This is a genomic window from Mycobacterium lacus (assembly GCF_010731535.1).
Taxonomy (GTDB): Bacteria; Actinomycetota; Actinomycetes; order Mycobacteriales; family Mycobacteriaceae; genus Mycobacterium; species Mycobacterium lacus.
The window spans coordinates 3,180,642-3,197,862 of sequence record NZ_AP022581.1 but is presented as its reverse complement, the minus strand read 5'-3'; the positions used below and the strand labels follow the sequence as shown (position 1 = coordinate 3,197,862).

18 protein-coding genes are annotated in these 17,221 nt (G+C 66.7%); 9 read left to right on the top strand and 9 right to left on the bottom strand.

What is annotated here, in order from left to right; genetic code table 11:
- The first annotated feature begins 25 nt into the window (after positions 1-25).
- The 7 genes from serB (at position 26) to G6N24_RS14585 (ending at position 6,842) form a co-directional block, all read left to right on the top strand.
- Complete coding sequence (gene serB / locus G6N24_RS14615) at positions 26-1,261, top strand: phosphoserine phosphatase SerB (protein WP_085162068.1); 1,236 nt, start codon at positions 26-28, stop codon at positions 1,259-1,261.
- 70 nt (positions 1,262-1,331) lie between these two features.
- Positions 1,332-2,183: an ABC transporter ATP-binding protein gene (locus tag G6N24_RS14610; protein WP_139822534.1), complete on the top strand. Its 852-nt coding sequence runs from the start codon at positions 1,332-1,334 to the stop codon at positions 2,181-2,183.
- On the top strand, positions 2,180-3,010 hold the full coding sequence (locus tag G6N24_RS14605) for an NUDIX hydrolase (protein ID WP_085162066.1): 831 nt from the start codon (positions 2,180-2,182) through the stop codon (positions 3,008-3,010). Before G6N24_RS14610 ends, G6N24_RS14605 begins: the two co-directional genes overlap by 4 nt.
- Positions 3,007-3,771, top strand: coding sequence for an enoyl-CoA hydratase (locus G6N24_RS14600; RefSeq protein ID WP_139822533.1), 765 nt, complete (start codon positions 3,007-3,009; stop codon positions 3,769-3,771). Before G6N24_RS14605 ends, G6N24_RS14600 begins: the two co-directional genes overlap by 4 nt.
- A gap of 11 nt (positions 3,772-3,782) precedes the next feature.
- Entirely contained in the window at positions 3,783-4,763 is a 981-nt protein-coding gene (locus G6N24_RS14595) for a class I SAM-dependent methyltransferase (RefSeq protein WP_085162064.1), read from the top strand.
- 133 nt (positions 4,764-4,896) lie between these two features.
- A complete protein-coding gene (locus tag G6N24_RS14590) occupies positions 4,897-6,084 on the top strand; it encodes a class I SAM-dependent methyltransferase (RefSeq protein WP_085162073.1) in 1,188 nt (395 codons plus the stop codon).
- 74 nt (positions 6,085-6,158) lie between these two features.
- A complete protein-coding gene (locus G6N24_RS14585) occupies positions 6,159-6,842 on the top strand; it encodes an esterase (protein ID WP_085162063.1) in 684 nt (227 codons plus the stop codon).
- Between the two features lie 7 nt (positions 6,843-6,849).
- On the opposite strand, the gene G6N24_RS14580 is transcribed toward G6N24_RS14585, so the two are convergent.
- A complete protein-coding gene (locus tag G6N24_RS14580; RefSeq protein WP_085162072.1) occupies positions 6,850-8,139 on the bottom strand; it encodes an outer membrane protein assembly factor BamB family protein in 1,290 nt (429 codons plus the stop codon).
- A 314-nt stretch (positions 8,140-8,453) separates the two neighbouring features.
- On the opposite strand from G6N24_RS14580, the gene G6N24_RS14575 reads away from it, so the two are divergent.
- Positions 8,454-9,191: an acyltransferase gene (locus G6N24_RS14575; protein ID WP_085162062.1), complete on the top strand. Its 738-nt coding sequence runs from the start codon at positions 8,454-8,456 to the stop codon at positions 9,189-9,191.
- A gap of 66 nt (positions 9,192-9,257) precedes the next feature.
- Here G6N24_RS14575 and G6N24_RS14570 read toward each other — a convergent pair whose 3' ends face one another.
- Both G6N24_RS14570 and ricR read right to left on the bottom strand, forming a co-directional pair.
- On the bottom strand, positions 9,258-9,803 hold the full coding sequence (locus G6N24_RS14570; protein ID WP_085162061.1) for an anti-apoptotic protein: 546 nt from the start codon (positions 9,801-9,803) through the stop codon (positions 9,258-9,260).
- Positions 9,804-9,980: 177 nt separating this feature from the next.
- A complete protein-coding gene (ricR, locus tag G6N24_RS14565; protein ID WP_085162060.1) occupies positions 9,981-10,286 on the bottom strand; it encodes a copper-sensing transcriptional repressor RicR in 306 nt (101 codons plus the stop codon).
- Between the two features lie 377 nt (positions 10,287-10,663).
- Here ricR and G6N24_RS14560 point away from each other — a divergent pair, with 377 nt between their 5' ends.
- Positions 10,664-11,095: a DUF4189 domain-containing protein gene (locus tag G6N24_RS14560; protein WP_085162059.1), complete on the top strand. Its 432-nt coding sequence runs from the start codon at positions 10,664-10,666 to the stop codon at positions 11,093-11,095.
- 41 nt (positions 11,096-11,136) lie between these two features.
- Here the strand turns inward: G6N24_RS14560 and G6N24_RS14555 are convergent, their stop codons facing one another.
- The 6 genes from G6N24_RS14555 to G6N24_RS14530 are packed head-to-tail and all read right to left on the bottom strand — an operon-like array spanning position 11,137 to position 16,999.
- Positions 11,137-11,634, bottom strand: a complete 498-nt coding sequence (locus G6N24_RS14555; RefSeq protein ID WP_197743093.1) for a lipocalin-like domain-containing protein — start codon at positions 11,632-11,634, stop codon at positions 11,137-11,139.
- A gap of 30 nt (positions 11,635-11,664) precedes the next feature.
- Positions 11,665-12,714 (bottom strand): alpha/beta fold hydrolase, encoded by a 1,050-nt coding sequence (locus tag G6N24_RS14550; RefSeq protein ID WP_163745524.1) that lies wholly within the window; start codon positions 12,712-12,714, stop codon positions 11,665-11,667.
- A 2-nt stretch (positions 12,715-12,716) separates the two neighbouring features.
- The gene (locus G6N24_RS14545; protein WP_163745523.1) at positions 12,717-13,379 is read right to left on the bottom strand and encodes an MFS transporter; all 663 of its coding nucleotides are present in this window, start codon (positions 13,377-13,379) and stop codon (positions 12,717-12,719) included.
- 1 nt (position 13,380) lies between these two features.
- Positions 13,381-14,937 (bottom strand): bifunctional 3-(3-hydroxy-phenyl)propionate/3-hydroxycinnamic acid hydroxylase MhpA, encoded by a 1,557-nt coding sequence (gene mhpA / locus G6N24_RS14540; RefSeq protein WP_232070570.1) that lies wholly within the window; start codon positions 14,935-14,937, stop codon positions 13,381-13,383.
- Positions 14,934-15,872: a fumarylacetoacetate hydrolase family protein gene (locus tag G6N24_RS14535; RefSeq protein ID WP_085162056.1), complete on the bottom strand. Its 939-nt coding sequence runs from the start codon at positions 15,870-15,872 to the stop codon at positions 14,934-14,936. Before G6N24_RS14535 ends, mhpA begins: the two co-directional genes overlap by 4 nt.
- Positions 15,869-16,999, bottom strand: a complete 1,131-nt coding sequence (locus G6N24_RS14530; RefSeq protein WP_085162055.1) for a VOC family protein — start codon at positions 16,997-16,999, stop codon at positions 15,869-15,871. The genes G6N24_RS14535 and G6N24_RS14530 overlap by 4 nt, the downstream gene beginning before the upstream one ends.
- Between the last annotated feature and the right edge of the window lie 222 nt (positions 17,000-17,221).

Sequence of the window (17,221 nt, the reverse complement as noted above, 5' to 3'; positions counted from 1 at the left end):
CGCACTGGCAGGGCGGCACTTGCGGGTGACCAAACCACCCAAGGTGTCGGTGCTGATCACCGTCACCGGCGTCGATCAACCCGGTGTGACGTCCGCGCTCTTCGAGGTGCTCTCTGGGCACGGAGTCGAGCTGCTCAACGTCGAACAGGTGGTGATCCGGGGCCGGCTCACGCTGGGTGTGCTGGTGTCGGCTGCGCTGGAAGTGGCCGACGGTACCCCGTTGCGAGACGATGTCGAAGCCGCCATCCACGGGATGGGCCTCGATGTCACGATCGAGCGCAGCGACGACGTGCCGGTGATCCGGGATCCGTCGACCCACACCATTTTCGTGCTGGGCCGGCCGATAACCGCGTCCGCGTTCGGCGCGGTGGCCAAGGAGGTGGCCGCCTTGGGCGTCAACATCGACGTCATCCGCGGCATCTCCGACTATCCGGTCACCGGATTGGAGTTGCGGGTCTCGGTGCCGCCCGGGGTCGATGGCCGGCTGCAAACCGCCCTGACGAAGGTCGCCATCGACGAGCATGTCGACGTCGCGGTCGAGGATTACGGGTTGGCCTGGCGCACCAAGCGGCTCATCGTGTTCGATGTCGATTCGACCCTGGTCCAGGGCGAGGCCATCGAAATGCTGGCGGCCCGGGCGGGCGCCCAGGGAGCGGTCGCGGCGATCACCGAGGCCGCGATGCGCGGCGAGCTGGACTTCGCGCAGTCGCTTCGGCAGCGCGTGGCCACTTTGGCCGGCTTGCCCGCCACGGTGATCGACGACGTCGCCGGACAGCTCGAACTGATGCCGGGCGCCCGCACCACGATACGCACGTTGCGCCGCTTGGGTTTTCGCTGCGGCGTGGTCTCCGGGGGCTTTCGGCGGATCATCGAACCGCTCGCCCGGGAGCTGATGCTCGACTTCGTCAAAGCCAACGAGCTCGAGATCGTCGACGGCTTGCTCACCGGCCGCGTGGTTGGGCCCATCGTCGACCGGGCCGGCAAGGCTCAGGCGTTGCGCGACTTCGCGGCCGAGTTCGGGGTGCCGATGGAGCAGACCGTCGCGGTCGGCGACGGGGCCAACGACATCGACATGCTGGCCGCGGCCGGGCTGGGAATCGCGTTCAACGCCAAGCCGGCGCTGCGCGAAGTGGCCGACGCGTCGTTGAGCCATCCCTACCTGGACACGGTGCTGTTTCTGCTGGGTGTGACGCGCGGCGAGATCGAGGCCGCCGACGCCGTCGACGGCGTGATGCGCCGAGTCGAGATCCCGCCTGACTAGGTTGCGCGAGCAGACGCAAAAGCCCCCATTTCGGGCCGAAATTGGGGGCTTTTGCGTCTGCTCGCGGTACATACGGCACGATGATCGGGTGCCCGAGGCTGCGGCAGATCCCGATCTGTTGATCGACTTCCGAGACGTTTCGCTGCGCCGCGACGGGCGCGTGTTGGTCGGCCCGGTGGATTGGGCGGTCGAACTCGACGAACGGTGGGTGATCATCGGTCCCAACGGGGCCGGCAAGACGTCGCTGCTGCGCATCGCCGCAGCAGCCGAGCACCCGTCGTCGGGCGTCGCCTTTGTGCTGGGCGAGCGGCTGGGTCGGGTCGACGTCACGGAGCTGCGGGCGCGGATCGGGCTGAGTTCCTCAGCGGTGGCCCAGCGGGTGCCCGACGATGAAGTGGTGCGCGACCTCGTCATCTCGGCCGGCTATGCGGTGCTGGGCCGGTGGCGGGAGCGCTACGAGGATCTCGACTATCGCCGGGCGATCGACATGCTGGAGAGCCTGGGCGCCGAGCATCTGGCCGACCGCACCTACGGGACGTTGTCCGAAGGTGAGCGCAAACGGGTACAGATCGCCCGTGCGCTGATGACCGACCCGGAGCTGCTGCTGCTCGACGAACCCGCCGCCGGCCTGGACCTGGGTGGCCGCGAGGAGTTGGTCGCGCGGCTGGCCGACCTGGCCGCCGACCCCGACGCGCCCGCGCTGGTGCTGGTCACCCATCACGTGGAGGAGGTGCCGCCCGGCTTCAGCCACTGCATGCTGCTGTCGGAGGCGCGGGTGGTTGCGGCGGGTCTGTTGCCGGACGTGCTGACCGCCGAAAACCTGTCCACCGCGTTCGGCCAGTCGATCGCCCTGGACGTCGTCGACGGGCGATACTTCGCCCGGCGGGTTCGCACCCGCCCAGCCCATCGGAGGCAGGTATGAGTACACCCAGCGAGCCCCGGACACCGCGCCCGGCGGCGACGGTGATGCTGGTCCGCGACAGCCCCGACGGCCTCAACGTCTTCCTGATGCGACGGCACTCGGCGATGGACTTCGCCGCCGGGGTAATGGTGTTTCCCGGCGGAGGTGTCGACGAGCGGGATCGCAGCGCCGACTTGGGCCGGCTAGGGGCCTGGGCCGGCCCGCCGCCGCAGTGGTGGGCGCAGCGGTTCGGAATCGAACCCGACCTGGCCGAGGCCCTGGTCTGCGCCGCGGCCCGGGAGACCTTCGAGGAATCGGGGGTGCTGTTCGCCGGGCGGGCCGACGATCCGAACGGCATCGTCCGGGATGCCTCGGTGTACGGCGGCTCCCGCGCCCGGTTGGCTGATCGCACCTTGTCCTTCGCGGACTTCCTGCGCACCGAAAACCTGGTGCTGCGGTCGGACCTGCTGCGGCCCTGGGCGAATTGGGTCACCCCGGAGGCCGAACTCAGCCGCCGCTACGACACCTATTTTTTTGTGGGGGCGCTACCGGAGGGCCAGCGCGCCGACGGCGAGAACACCGAATCCGACCGCGCCGATTGGACTTTGCCGCAAGACGCGCTCGACGACTTCGCAGCCGGCCGCAACATCCTGCTGCCGCCGACCTGGACACAGCTGGACTCACTGGCCAGCCGCACCGTCGCCGATGTGCTGGCCGTCGAGCGCCAGATCGTGCCGGTGCAGCCAAACCTGACCCAAAACGGCGACAACTGGGAGATCGAGTACTTCGACTCCGACCGATACAACGCGGCGCGCATCTCGGGCGGGGCCACTGGATGGCCGTTTTGAGCGAGTTCGTCAGCGTCGTGGTCAGCGACGGCTCACGGGATGCCGGGCTGGCCATGCTGCTCCTGTCGAGACCACCCACCAATGCGATGACCCGCCAGGTCTACCGGGAAATCACGAACGCGGCCGTCGAACTCGGCCGCCGCGACGACGTTGCCGCGGTGATCCTGTTCGGTGGCCACGAGATCTTCTCCGCCGGGGACGACATGTCCGAGCTGCGGACCCTGACCGCGCCGGAGGCCGGCATCGCCGCGCAAGTGCGGCGCGACGCGATTGCGGCGGTGGCGGCGATCCCGAAGCCGACCGTCGCCGCGATCACCGGATACGCGCTGGGCGCGGGCCTGACGCTGGCGCTGGCCGCCGACTGGCGAGTCGGCGGCGACAACGCGAAATTCGGCGCGACGGAGATCCTGGCCGGCCTGATCCCGGACGGCGACGGAATGACCCGCCTGACCCGCGCGGCCGGGGCGAGCAGAGCCAAGGAGCTGGTCTTCAGCGGGCGCTTTGTCGACGCGGAGGAGGCCTTGGCGCTCGGCCTGATCGACGACATGGTGGCTCCCGACGACGTGTACGACGCCGCCGCGGCCTGGGCGCGCCGTTTCCTCGACGGCCCGGCGCATGCGCTGGCCGCCGCCAAGGCCGGCATGAACGACATCGTCGACCTGGAGCCGGCCCACCGGCGCGCCGCCCAGCGCCGCCGCTACCTCGAGGTGTTCGCCGCCGGTCATGATGGTGCCGGTAAGGCCGACCAGGAAGGCCATTAGGCTTGCCCTTCATGACGAGGACCGAAATCCCCGCTGACGCTGTCCCCAACCCGCACGCCACAGCCGAGCAGGTGGCCGCGGCGCGGCATGACAGCAAGCTCGCCCAGGTGCTCTACCACGACTGGGAGGCCGAGAACTACGACGAGAAGTGGTCGATCTCGTACGACCAGCGCTGCGTCGAGTACGCCCGGGGCCGGTTCGACGCGATTGTGCCCGCCGACGTCATCCGCGGGCTGCCCTACGACCGCGCCCTGGAACTGGGCTGCGGGACGGGATTTTTCCTGCTCAACCTGATTCAGGCGGGTGTCGCCCGGCGCGGGTCGGTCACCGACCTTTCGCCCGGCATGGTCAAGGTCGCCGTCCGCAACGGGAAGTCGCTGGGGCTCGACATCGACGGCCGGGTGGCCGACGCCGAGGGCATCCCGTATGACGACAACACCTTCGACCTGGTGGTCGGGCACGCCGTGCTGCATCACATTCCCGACGTCGAGCTGTCGCTGCGCGAGGCGATCCGGGTCCTGAAGCCGGGCGGCCGGTTCGTGTTCGCCGGCGAGCCGACCAACGTCGGCGACGGCTACGCTCGCGCGCTGTCCACGCTGACCTGGCGAGTCGTCACCAACGCCACCAAGCTGCCTGGCCTGCGCGGTTGGCGTCGTCCACAGGCCGAGCTCGACGAATCCTCGCGCGCCGCGGCGCTGGAGGCCCTGGTCGACCTGCACACCTTCGCGCCCGCCGACCTGGAACGGATGGCCACCAGCGCCGGCGCGGTCCAGGTCGAAACCACCACCGAGGAGTTCACCGCGGCGATGCTGGGCTGGCCCCTGCGCACGTTCGAATGTGCGGTGCCGCCGGGGCGGCTGGGCTGGGGCTGGGCGAAGTTCGCGTTCACCAGCTGGAAGGCGTTGAGCTGGCTTGACCTCAACGTGTGGCGCCGGGTCGCCCCGAAGGGCTGGTTCTACAACGTGATAGTCACCGGGGTCAAGCCGTCCTGAGGAGTGACTCACCGGGCCTCAGATTCAGCACGGCGACGATGCGGGCCGCGCAGCGGCGTGAGGAGGAGCCGGGCAATCAGATTCAGCACGGCGACGATGCGGGCCGCGCAGCGGCGTGAGGAGGAGCCGGGCAATCAAATTCAGCACGGACGACGTCAGATACCTGAGCTCGGACTCGGGTGCCGCGGCGCTTGCGGCGGCCGCCGAATTCGAGCTGTCCGACGCCACCCGGATCGCCGATACCGCCGCGGTGCGCGCCCGATTCGGCCACCGGGCGCCGACCCTGGTGGAAACGACGCTGCTGCGCCGTCGGGCGATGACCAAGCTGGCCGGTCTGTGCGATGTTTCGGGCTGGCTGTTCACCGACGAGGCACTGCAGCAGGCCACGGTGGCGGCGGTGGCACTGCACCGTGCCAGGCGGCTCGCCGGTCTTGTCGTACACGACGCGACGTGCTCCATCGGCACCGAACTGGCCGCGCTGCGCGGCTCGGCGGCCCGCGCGCTGGGCAGCGATATCGACCCCGTGCGCCTGGCGATGGCGCGGCACAACCTGGGGCTCACAATTGAACCCCGGGTCGATCTGTGCCGTGCCGACGCGCTGCACCCGGTGACCCGTGACGCGGTGGTCATCGTCGACCCGGGACGTCGCGGCGGCGGGCGGCGACGCTTGAGCCCGCATGACTACCAGCCCGGCCTGGGCGCGGTGCTGGACGCCTACCGTGGCCGGGGCCTGGCCGTAAAGTGCTCTCCCGGAATAGATTTCGCGCAGGTGCGCCGCCTCGGTTTCGACGGCGAGGTGGAGGTGACGTCGTATCGGGGTTCGGTCCGGGAGGCGTGCTTGTGGTCGGCCGGATTGGCCGCGCCGGGTGTGCGCCGTCGCGCCAGCGTTCTCGATAGCGGCGAACAGATCACCGACGCCGAGCCCGACGAGTGCTCGGTGCGGCCCGCGGGGCGCTGGATTGTCGACCCCGACGGGGCCGTCGTGCGGGCCGGCCTGGTGCGCCACTACGGCACCCGGCACGGACTGTGGCAGCTGGATCCCGATATCGCGTACCTGTCCGGTGACCGGCTGCCACCGATGGTGCGCGGTTTCGAGGTGCTCGAACGGTTGGCGTTCGATGAGCGTCGGCTGCGTCAGGCGCTGTCCGCACTCGACTGCGGAGCGCTGGAGATCCTGGTTCGCGGCGTCCAGGTTGACCCCGACACCCTGCGGCGGCGGTTGCGGCTGCGCGGCAGCCGGCCACTGTCGGTGGTGATTACCCGCATCGGCTCCGGGCTGGCCAGTCGCGCAACAGTGTTCGTCTGCCGGCCCTCGCGGTAGGGCCGGGTACGCTGGCTGCGATCCCCCTTTGCGGTGCCACCACCCCTCTTTGGTCTGCGAGGACGATTAAGACGATGCGTTATTTGATAGCGGCCGCTGTGTTGGCCCCGGTGGTCCTGATGGGTTGGCCGGCCGCCGCGACGCCGCCGTCTTGCGCGAGCCTGGGCGGCACCGTCGAGGCCGGCCAGATATGCCATCTGCATGCCTCGAGCGCCAGCTACACGCTCGACATGAAGTTTCCCGTCGATTATCCCGACCAGCAGGCGTTGACCGACTACGTTACGCAAAACCGCGATGGATTCATCAACGTGGCGCAGAGCTCCCCGCGGCGCGACCAGCCGTATCAACTCGACGCCAGCACGCAACAGCACACCGCCGGCCAGCCGCCGCACAACACCCGCAGCGTGGTTATCAAGTTCTTCCAGGACCTCGGCGGGGCACATCCGTCGACGTGGTACAAGGCCTTCAACTACAACCTCGGCGCCAAGCAACCCATCACCTTCGACAACCTGTTCGCGCCCAATACCACGCCGCTGGACAGCATCTTCCCGATCGTGCAGCGCGAGCTGGAACGTCAGACCGGTTTCGGTGCCGCGATATTGCCCTCGACCGGTCTCGACCCGTCGCACTACCAGAACTTCGCCATCACCGACGACCAGCTGATCTTTTACTTCGCCCAGGGCGAGATGCTGCCGCAGTATGTCGGGGCCACCCAAGCCCAGGTGCCGCGCAGCGCCATCCCGGCTCTGGCGATCTAGCGGCAACCTAGGGCGTGAAGCTATAGACCTGACCGTCGCTGGTGGCGGTCACCACCCGGCGGTCGGCGCCAACCGACACCCCGACGGGATATCCGGTGGCGGCGGGCAGCGGGTAGCTGTTGATCGTATGACCGTTGGCCGGATCGAAGACCAGCAACGACATGCCGGGTGCAGCGTCGTGGGGTGGACCGCTGACGACTACGTATCCGACGCCGGTGCCGGCCAGGCTCGACGCCGACAGGGGAGTGATGTCGTCGCGTCGCCACACCTCGTCGGCGTGATCGCCGGCGTCCCGGAACGCCGCGAGCCGGGTGTCGGGGCCGCCGCCGGACACAATCAGGCCCTGCGGGGTTACTGCCGGTGGCGTCTGCGCCAGGAAGGCCAGCGCCACGGACCACTTCGCTTTCCCGTCGGCGGCATTGAGAGCCCACAGTCGCTGGTCGCGGCCATTGACGTAGACGGTCGATCCGTCGGCGGACAACACCGGGCTGGCAATGACGCCCGCGCTGACGGCGTCGCTGGTCCACTCGCGCGCCAGCAGGGGGGTCTGGCCCGGGCGGTACTTGAGCCCCACCAGCCCCGCGGCTGGAACGCCGGGCTGCCAGACGCCGAGCACCACCGTCGCGCTGACCGGCGAGAAGGCCGGGGCGGCCGCGACCGGGCAGCCCTGTCGGGCCGCTGCGCAATCGGCCAAACCGCGGGTCGCATCGGTGGGATCGATCCCCTCCACCAGGTCCAGCGGGCTGCCGGCCACGGTGCCGCGGTGGACGTCAAAAACCAGTACCTGCCCCAGGTGCGTTGTGACGAGTAATTGACCGCCTCCCAGAAACCGCGGGGTGGACGGCATGCCGATCACTGGCTGGCGCCAGCGCGTCCACTGCGTCACCGGAAACGAGAGGATCGCGCCCGGCTCGCCGACGTAGAGGTTGTCGAACCCGTCGAGCAGCGGGCCGGCGAAACCGCCGCCTTGAACCAGGCGCACGCACCAGCGCTGCCGGCCGTCGCCGTTGTTCTCCCACTCCATCAACGAACATCCGGCCGCGGTCTGCGCGTTCAGGGCGAGATAACCGCGCGCGCTGAGCGCGGGCCCGGCCGCCAAGCTCCCTTTGACCGAGCGCGTCCACCCCAGCGTCAGCTTGGTGGCGCCGCTGGTCGCGGTGTAGCTGCTGTTGGCGGCGTCGCCGTATTGCGCCGGCCAGCCCTGCGCGGGTGCCGCGTCGACCCACGAGTCGGTGCTGGAGCAACCGCCGAGTCCGGCGGCAAGCACAGGGACGAAAACCGTAGATAGCCAACGCAGCGGCGCACCGCGGAGATGTCGCGCAAGCACGTTTTCCTCTCGGAGGGACCCAAATCCTTCGTCCAACGCGGGCCGCTGCCGGGCGGCCCCGGTCGTTCGGTGTGAGCAGCGATCGAGTACAGGTGAGGGTAACCCGTGGTGGCTCGGCCTCCCACAGCCCGCCGTCCCGGCGCGCATCGTCGCCGGGCTGGGCCTGATTGCCCGGCTCCTCAGCCTGCCGTCCCGGCGCGCATCGTCGCCGGGCTGGGCCTGATTGCCCGGCTCCTCAGCCCGCCGTCCCGGCGCGCATCGTCGCCGGGCTAAGCTGTCCGCCCATGACCAGTATGTGGGGGGCACCGCTGCATCGTCGCTGGCGTGGGTCGATGCTGCGCGACCCCCGCCAGGCCAGGTTCCTCACGCTGGCGTCGCTGAAGTGGGTGTTGGCGAATCGCGCGTACACCCCGTGGTACTTGGTGCGCTACTGGCGGCTGCTGAGGTTCAAGCTGGCCAACCCGCATATCATCACGCGCGGCATGGTGTTTCTCGGTAAGGGTGTCGAGATCCACTGCACACCCGAATTTGCGCAGCTGGAGATCGGTCGCTGGGTGCACATCGGGGACAAGAACACCATCCGGGCACACGAGGGCTCGCTGCGGTTCGGCGACAAGGTGGTGCTGGGCCGCGACAACGTCATCAACACCTACCTCGACATCGAGATCGGGGACTCGGTGCTGATGGCGGACTGGTGTTACGTCTGCGATTTCGACCACCGCATGGACGACATCAACCTGCCGATCAAGGACCAGGGCATCGTCAAGTCGCCGGTGCGGATCGGGCCGGACACCTGGGTGGGTGTGAAGGTGACCGTGCTGCGGGGCACGACGATCGGACGGGGCTGCGTGTTGGGGTCGCACGCCGTGGTCCGCGGCGTCATCCCCGATTATTCGATCGCGGTCGGCGCTCCGGCCAAGGTGGTCAAGAACCGGCAGCTGGCTTGGGAGAGCTCGGCCGCGCAGCGCGCCGAGCTGGCCGCGGCCCTGGCCGACATCGAACGTAAGAAGGCGGCCCAATAGCCCCCGCGAGCCGGATAGCAGCCGCGATGGGAAAGCCACAGGCGGACAACAGATTCCGGTGCCGAACTATTCGGGATGGTCGTCAACCTTGAAATCGAAGCTGACATCACCGGCGTCGACGCTGGTGACGGTCACGTTGATGCCGTACTTCTGGCTGCCGTCGGTGAGTTGGCACCGCAGTGTGGCGCCCTCGACGCCCTTCAAGTTGTCGGGGCAGGTCACCGAATCGGGTCTACTGCCCACCTGCTGATACAGCTTGTCGCTGATGACGCGGGCGACCTGGTTCTTGTCGACCGTCTCCACCATGTCGAATTTCACGTCCTTGCCCTCAACGCTGGTCACCGTGACGTTGACGTTGTAGGTGGAGTCTTTGACCTTCATCTCACAGTTGATCTGCGCTCCGACCTTTGCCGGCAGGTCGTTTGGGCACGTCACCGAATCGGGCTTGTTGCCGGCGGCGTCTGTCATCTTGGAGGTGATCTGGCTGGCGATATCGCTCCTGCTCACCGTATGCGACGACGAACCGATCGACCACGAACAGGCTCCGGCGCTGGCGATCAGCCCTGCAGCCGCAGCTGGGATCAGCAACGTGCGAACGATCGAGTGGGCCATGTCGCCTCCCGTGGCATCGACAACTGTGAATCGGCTGATGATTGCATGCCAAACGGGTTCTGGTAGGCGGAACCGGCAAATGCACACCGAACGACGTGCGGCCGGCGATGGCGTCGGCGAGGACGATCCTCAGGACGCGAAGACACCCCCGCTTCCAACCACGCTGGCGCGGTTCGATTACGAGCGAACAAGCCGCGCGATCGCGGCCGACGCCTCGGCGAGCTTCGCCTGCGCCTCATCGCCGCCCTCGGTGATCGCGTCGGTCACACAGTGGTCAAGGTGCTCGTGGAGCAGGTTCAACGCTACTGATCGTAAGCCACTGGTGACGGCGCTGATTTGGGTGAGGACGTCGATGCAGTACTTGTCGTCTTCGATCATTTTCGCGATACCGCGGACCTGACCCTCGATTCGACGCAGCCGCTTGGCGTAGCTGTCTTTGTGGGCTACGTACCCGTATGTGGCTGCCACCTGGCCTCCTAGCATCTTTGTCAGCAGGTCGACTCAGCTTCATTGTCGGCCACTGTCGACGTATTCGCACACGTTGAAGTCGGCTCCCGGTTCGATGCCGTTTCGCACGGGCCTTTGTCCCCTACCCCGGTGGGACCTTATGCCCTACCCTGGTGGGGTATATGCGCAGATAATCCGAGTATGACCCAGTCACCCGAAGTCGCGGCCGAGCAGGCCATCGCGGCTGGGTTGCTCTGCAGCTATGTCGCGCCAGTAATGCCACGCACGTTCGGGGCTGAGCCAGCAGTAACGGCCACGGCCAGCTGCTCACGGCGCACCCACTTCGCCAGTCATCTGAACCTGCTCGAAGCGACGGATTGGCGGACCGCACAAAGGAAAGGGGTCAGGAAAGGATGACAAAGCTTCGACGCCGAACCGTGCTTGTGGTGGCCTGCCTGGGCGCTGCCGCCGGGCTGACTACCTTACTGGTTACGCCGGTAGGCGCCTACATGGACAACCGCACGATGTCCGAGATCATGATGTCCGATATGATGCCCGAATTGCCTGTCCCCCCGGTGATCCACCATGGTGCGATCGCCGTTGCCCCCAACGGCGCGATAGGCAAATCGTGGCACCAGCGATCCAAGGCACGGGCGGTAGAAGTCGCATTGGAGCAGTGCGGCGTGCGAAGTTGCAAAGTGCTCAGCCACTTCACTCGGTGCGGCGCGGTCGCCTATGACGGCTCGAAGTACCACGGGGGAGCCGGCTTGACACGCGGCGCGGCAGAAATCGATGCCGTTAGCCGCCTCGGCGGCGGGTGGGTCGTCGAGTGGGCGTGCAACTAATCTAAGTGTTCTCGCTCGTAAGTTCGTCGTGTGTTTCGCGATCAGCCCCCTGATCCATCGTCATGCCTGCCCTGCGCGGAGTTCGCTTCGCGCCCTACGGCTGGGCGCGCCCACACCAGGGTCGCCCGTATCGTCGCCCTGCCGGCCGGCACGTCGGCAACCAGCGTCAGCCGATCGTTGTCCAGGGTGACGTTTCGCAGCTGCGTCGTGTTCACCCAGTTGGGTAGTAGCGACACCGCCACGTCGTGATACACGACGCCGGTAGCCTCGTCGACGCGGTAGGGACCGGCATAGGCCAGATAGTCGGCCGCCGTCGCAGCCTCGTTCGTGCCGGCAGTACACGGATGGACGTGGGCGGATCGATTCGGCCGCATCAGCTGAGCCGACATGTAGCCGTCGAGCGTGTACATGATCAGCCCAACGGCGTCGGCGCCCAGCGGGTAGATGACCGGGCCGCCCCGGTCGGATTGGGCCGTATACGACACCAACTGCCAGGTGCCAGCAATCTCATCGCTCAACATCAGGCGCTTGCCTTTCACCGTTTCGGCGTGGGCTTGAGATGTGGCCGATCAGTGTTCTGGCGTGCCGTCGCTCAGCGACGACGATTTCGTGGCGACGCGGTCGCAGAAGTCGGCGACGACGCTGACCGTCGCCTGCGGCGCCTCGAAGGGCCAGAAGTGGCCGGTGTCGAACACGTGCACGTCGCTGCCAGGCGGAAGCATGCCCAAAAGCTCTGCGTCCTGGTAAAACTCGCGTGGCTGCAGACGGTCATGGGCGCCCTGGAGCAGCAGCACCGGAGCCTTCCAGGACCGAATAAGCCGGGTTCGGCGGTCCACCCACTCCTGTCGAAACGATGAGGAGTGGAAGTAACGCGGCACCGCGGTGGCAATTCCGGGATGGCTGAATTCTTCAACGGTGCGCAGTAGGTCCTGTTGGGCGACCGGTCGTTCGGTGAGCCATGTGTAGACGGTCGACACGAACCGTCTGGCGTCGCCGAGCATGGCTGGAGCTTCCGCCGCCAGCATCAGCTGTTCCTGGGGGTGCAGACTGGGGTGTAGATGCCAAAGATGTTGCTGGCCGCGACCGTATCCGCGGACGCGTTCACCCATCGCCGCCACCAGGTGGTCGCCGACTGGGCTGCCGCGGTCGTGGGTGACGAGGGTGAATTCGCCGATGCGCAGCTCGTCGAGGAGGGCGCCGAGCTGCCCTGCGACGCCGGCCTGGCGGTAGTCACCGCTGCGTTTGTCGGATTGGCCATAGCCTTTGAGGTCGATCGCCAGGCAGTGGTAGCGGCGGCTCAGCGCTTCCAGGGCGTAGTGCCACTGCCACCACGAGTCGGGCAGTCCATGCAGGAACACCACCGTGGGATCTGAAGAGGCGCCGGATTCCACGAAATGCCATCTGACAGTTTCGCTGTCGCCAGGCGCGTCGACCAACCGATGGACGGCGGTCACGTCGCCAAGGTGCTCGATATCGCCGTCTTGATTGACCCGGGCAGGGGTGGCGTCGCCCAGTTCTGCGACCATCTCCGCTGCAGCCTGAACGGCTTGGGTCAGCCCTTCGTGCAGCGTTTCCCTCACCCGCTGCGGCGGTTCGGTGTAGGACAAAGTTGCCGGCATGGTCATTGTTGTTCCTTAACAGACACGGGCGTGCCGCGCAGTTGCCCACGCAATCGCGGCGGCCACCACGATGGATTCGGAGGCGTGGGCAAGCGTCGTACCTTGCTACCTTGCGGTGTCGTCCGCGTCGTGGCAGCGGGAACACAAGCATCAGGACAAGGGTTAGCCCGGTGATCGCGGATCGTGCCGACTGCCTGTTGGGGAACCGCGGTGGGCAGCTTGAGTTGGCCGCGGTACCCGTCGCTGAACAGCGAGGCGAGCAAGGCGATGCCCAGTGCCGCACCCAGTTCGCGAGTGACGTCGTTCATGGCCGACGCCACGCCTTGTTTGTCTGGCGGCAGCGAATCCACGATGGTATTCGTGGCCGCAGTGGCCGAGAGCGCGAGGCTCTTGGTGTCGGGCACCAACACCACCGTGACGAGCAGAGAGACCGCCGCCATCGCGGCGGTCCCGATGAAGGACCGCCACGAGTAGTGCTCGAGCAACGCGCCGCTGAGGAGCAAACCCAAAATCGCTCCTGCGCTTGCGAATCCGGTCCAGGTGCCGACGGCTCGGCCTTTTTGGTCGGAGTGGACAACAGCGGTGATCGTCGACAACCTGCTTGGCACGAGGAGTGCGGCGCCGACGCCCATGATCACGCGGGCGCCGCGAAAATCGTTGCGCATTTCATCTCCCATAGGACGTGGCGCTATCGCCATTGCGGGACAGCACAAATCGAGGTACCGAGGCACACAGGGTGGTGAGCTGGCGACCGGCTCGCATGACGGTGCGATCCGGCCGGATGACCGCCGCCGTGACGCCGCCGCCCTGTAACCAGCGCGCGAGTTCGCTTCCCGGCGGCGCATCGACGATGACAGTCCCGCGGTGACGAAGTTGCTCGCGCTGCGCTGCGGTGGGTGGTTCGGTGGTGATGACGGCGAAACGGTTTCCGAGCACCATGTCGAGCCGGGCGCCGTCAGACAATGCGGGATTCGGACACAACTGGCCCGCGAGGCGGCGGCCACCGATCGTCTTGTGCACCAGGGCGCTTGCGCGAAGTGCGGGGGTCTGGCTGTTCGTGATGAATCGCCGCGCGCCAGGGATGAGGTGCAGTCGCGGAATTAGAGCGTCGCGGACGGCGTTTCCAGGTCGCCCGCCGGCCGTCATCAACCATCCCACGATCAGGGCAAGCCTAATCATGGCCCTTGCGTGGGGTCTGCGCTCCTGCTCGTAGGTCTCGAGAACACTGGCCGGAAGGTTTTCAGTCAGCACGCCGGCAAGCTTCCAGGTCAGGTTCGCCGCGTCGCGTAGTCCGGCCCCCATGCCCTGGCCGATGAACGGGGGCGTGAGATGGGCGGCGTCGCCGAGAAGGAAGACATTGCGCTGGCGCCACGAGCTTGCCACACCGGCGCCAAACGTGTACTCGGCGACGCGCACCAAGGACAACTCGTCGGCCGAGATGCCTTTGACCCAAGTGGAAATCAACGGGTAGAGGTTCTCCGGGGATGCGAAGTCGTGAACGGTTTCGCCCTCCCGAAGCCGAAATTCCCAGCGGTAGCGGTTGTCGCCGGTACGCATGTAGGTGGCGGCCCGGTCGGGGTTGCAGACTTGGTACACACCGTCCCACAGGTCGATTGCGGCGTCGGTTGCCACATCGACGACCAGCCAGCGTTGGGCGAAACGAAGCTCACCCATCACCGCGCCGATGCAGGCGCGAATGACGCTGTTGGCGCCGTCGCAACCCAAGACGTAGGTGGTGTCTACGACGTGTTCGTCGCCGCTGATGAGATCGGTGAACCTGACTCGCACCCGGCCGGGCTCGTGCTGGCTGACATGGGTGACTTCAGCGTTTCCTTGAAAGCGAACGCAGTCGTGTTTCTTTAGGTTTGCCCGCAGAATACCTTCCAGCTCGGGTTGGTCGAACATAGTGGCCTGTGGGAAACCGTGAATGCTGTGCGCCGGATCGCGATCGAACTGAGCCAGCGTTCGCAAGTCCTTGTTGACAAGCCGCAGACCCAGCCCCGGCCGCGTTGTCGCAGCGAATTCATCGCCGATGCCGAGCCGGCCGATGATCCGCCTGATCTCGTCGTCAAGGTGCGCGGCCCGCGGTTGTGGGTACACGCTTGTCCACCGGTCAAGAAGCAGACACGGTATGCCGTACTGGGCTAGCAAGATTGCCGACGTGACACCGGTGGGGCCGGCGCCTACGATGACGACCGGCACCGCGCTCTGGGATGTATTCACGTGTACCGCACCACCGTTCGTTGCGTCCCAAGGTCGATTGCGCCGTCATCGGTGGCCACGGTGGCCTCGACGAGGTCGCCGTCGTGTAGGTAGTTGGCATTTCTCGCCTGCCGCTTGAAGAAGGTCTTCCACCTGACGGCGGGCGGCAGCAGGGAACTGATGATTTGCACCGGTTTTGGGGGAGCGCTGAGCGCAGTGCCCGCCGGTGTGCCGGTCAGCACTAGATCTCCGGGTTGGAGTTGCTGAAACCGGGCGAGCGCCTGCAGTGCTTGCAGGGGGGAGTAGATGATGTCCGTGCCCACCACCATGTCCTGGCGGGTTTCGCCGTTGACTCGCAATCGGAGCCGCAGGTCACCGAAGTGCTTAAGCTCGCCGGCATCCAGAAGCACCAGCGCCGGGCCGACGGGAGTGAACGTCGGATACGACTTGGCCTCGTAGAACTGGGTTTTGGGAAGCTGGATGTCGCGAGCCGACACGTCGTTGACGACCACCAGTCCGGCAACGTAGTCGGACAGATTGGCCGCCGCGATCGTGGCACCGACACGCAGCTCGCGGCCGATGACCAACCCGATCTCGACTTCGTAGTCTAGGAACCGAACATGACCGGGTTTGACGATGTCGTCAAACGGCCCGCTGATCGAGCCCGAGGCCTTCCGGAAGAACGTCAATGGGATGCTCTTCGGGTCCATGCCGGAGTCTTCGACGTGTGAGGCAAAGTTGGTCATCTGGGCCACTACTCGGCATGGTGCCGTGACCGGTGAGACAAGTTGCAGGCTCTCGGGGGGCACGACGTCATTGCGTCGCGCTGCCGTGCTGATGGCCACGCGGTCGGCGAGCAACTCTGCGGTGCTGACCGCGTCGGTCGCGACTTTGACTGCGCCGGTGGCGACTTGCACCCACCAGGCATCATCGGTTCTCAGGACGGATATGGTCATGACTTGGCCGCTTCGATCAGGCCGATCAGGCGGCGGTAATCGAACTCGTTGTCGGCGCAGAGCGCGCTGATAGCTGAAAGTGCTTCGCGGGGTAAGGATTTGCGACTGGTGCCAAGATAATCTCTGGTTGGCGCCGGCCCCCACTGCACCAGGCCCGACGCGGTCAGCGGTGCCCAGCCAGGCTCCAGAGAACAGTCGAACATGTCTCCGTCACTGAAGTGCTCGACCATGAATCCGTCCGGGTCGCGCCAGTAGTCGAAGATCTGGCTGCCCTGGATGTGGCGGCCGATTCCCCACGACCGGTGATAACCACAGCTGGCGAGGTATTCGCCGCCCGCCGCCAGGCTGTCGAGATCGCATACCTGATATGCCGAATGCAGGTAGCGGTTCGCCGGTGCCAACGCTAGGGCGAGCGTGTGGTGGTCGGTCGGTGTCATCCCACGGTCACAGCGGATGAAGCTCATGGCGGGTCCCCGGTCGCGCTGGCCGGGAAAGAACAGGAAGTCGCTGACGATCATTCCCAGGGTGTCGAGGTACCAATTGAGCGTCCGCAGATACGAGGTGGTCTGCAGCGCCAGGTGTCCGAGCCGTTGCACGGTGGCGGGTCTCCGTGGCGGCCGCTGGGTCGCGTTGACGCGCTTGAGTTCATGCGCGACGTTCAAGGTGTGCGGCGCCTGAGCCGGCAACGGCTCGAGCTGATGGGTGTCCGCCACCACACGAACCGTGAGCCCGCTGGGATCGGTCAGGTCGACGGTTAGGCCGCCCAGCCGTGCGGGCAGATCGCGCGGCCGGCGTCCCGTCGCGTCGGCCAGCCGCTGCACATCGCTTTGGTCGCGGGCGGTGAAGGCGGCCCCAACGAAGCGAGACCTGCGGCCGCGCCGGATGAGCACGCACGGTGCTCCGGCGTCAGCGCCGCGCAGGTGCAGCGCGTCGGGTGTGCGGACGGCGACGGCGAATCCGAATGCCTTACCGAAAGCTTCGGCGTGATCCAGATCGGGCTTTTCGAACTCCAACCATGCGATGTCGTGAACCTTGATCACGGGGTTGCGCGAGCGGCCGGGATGCTCACCTCTGCGGGCGCCGTACTCGCTGTGTAAGCCGTTGTGTGCCTCGACGTCGGGTGTCATGGAATGCCTCCTCAGGAGATGATGATATCTTCACTTACGAACTAATCATCAGTCAAGGTTTGTGAAGAAATATTCACAAGCGAAGGCTGCCGTCAAGCCTGGGGCGAAGGCACAGGAGGCGGCCCGTGGCCGACGCCGAGAATTCAGGGGAGACCGGAAACTGGCGATGGCGGTCGCCGTGGGTGCGCTGCACGATGAACCTGAGCGCGACGAGCCTCGATG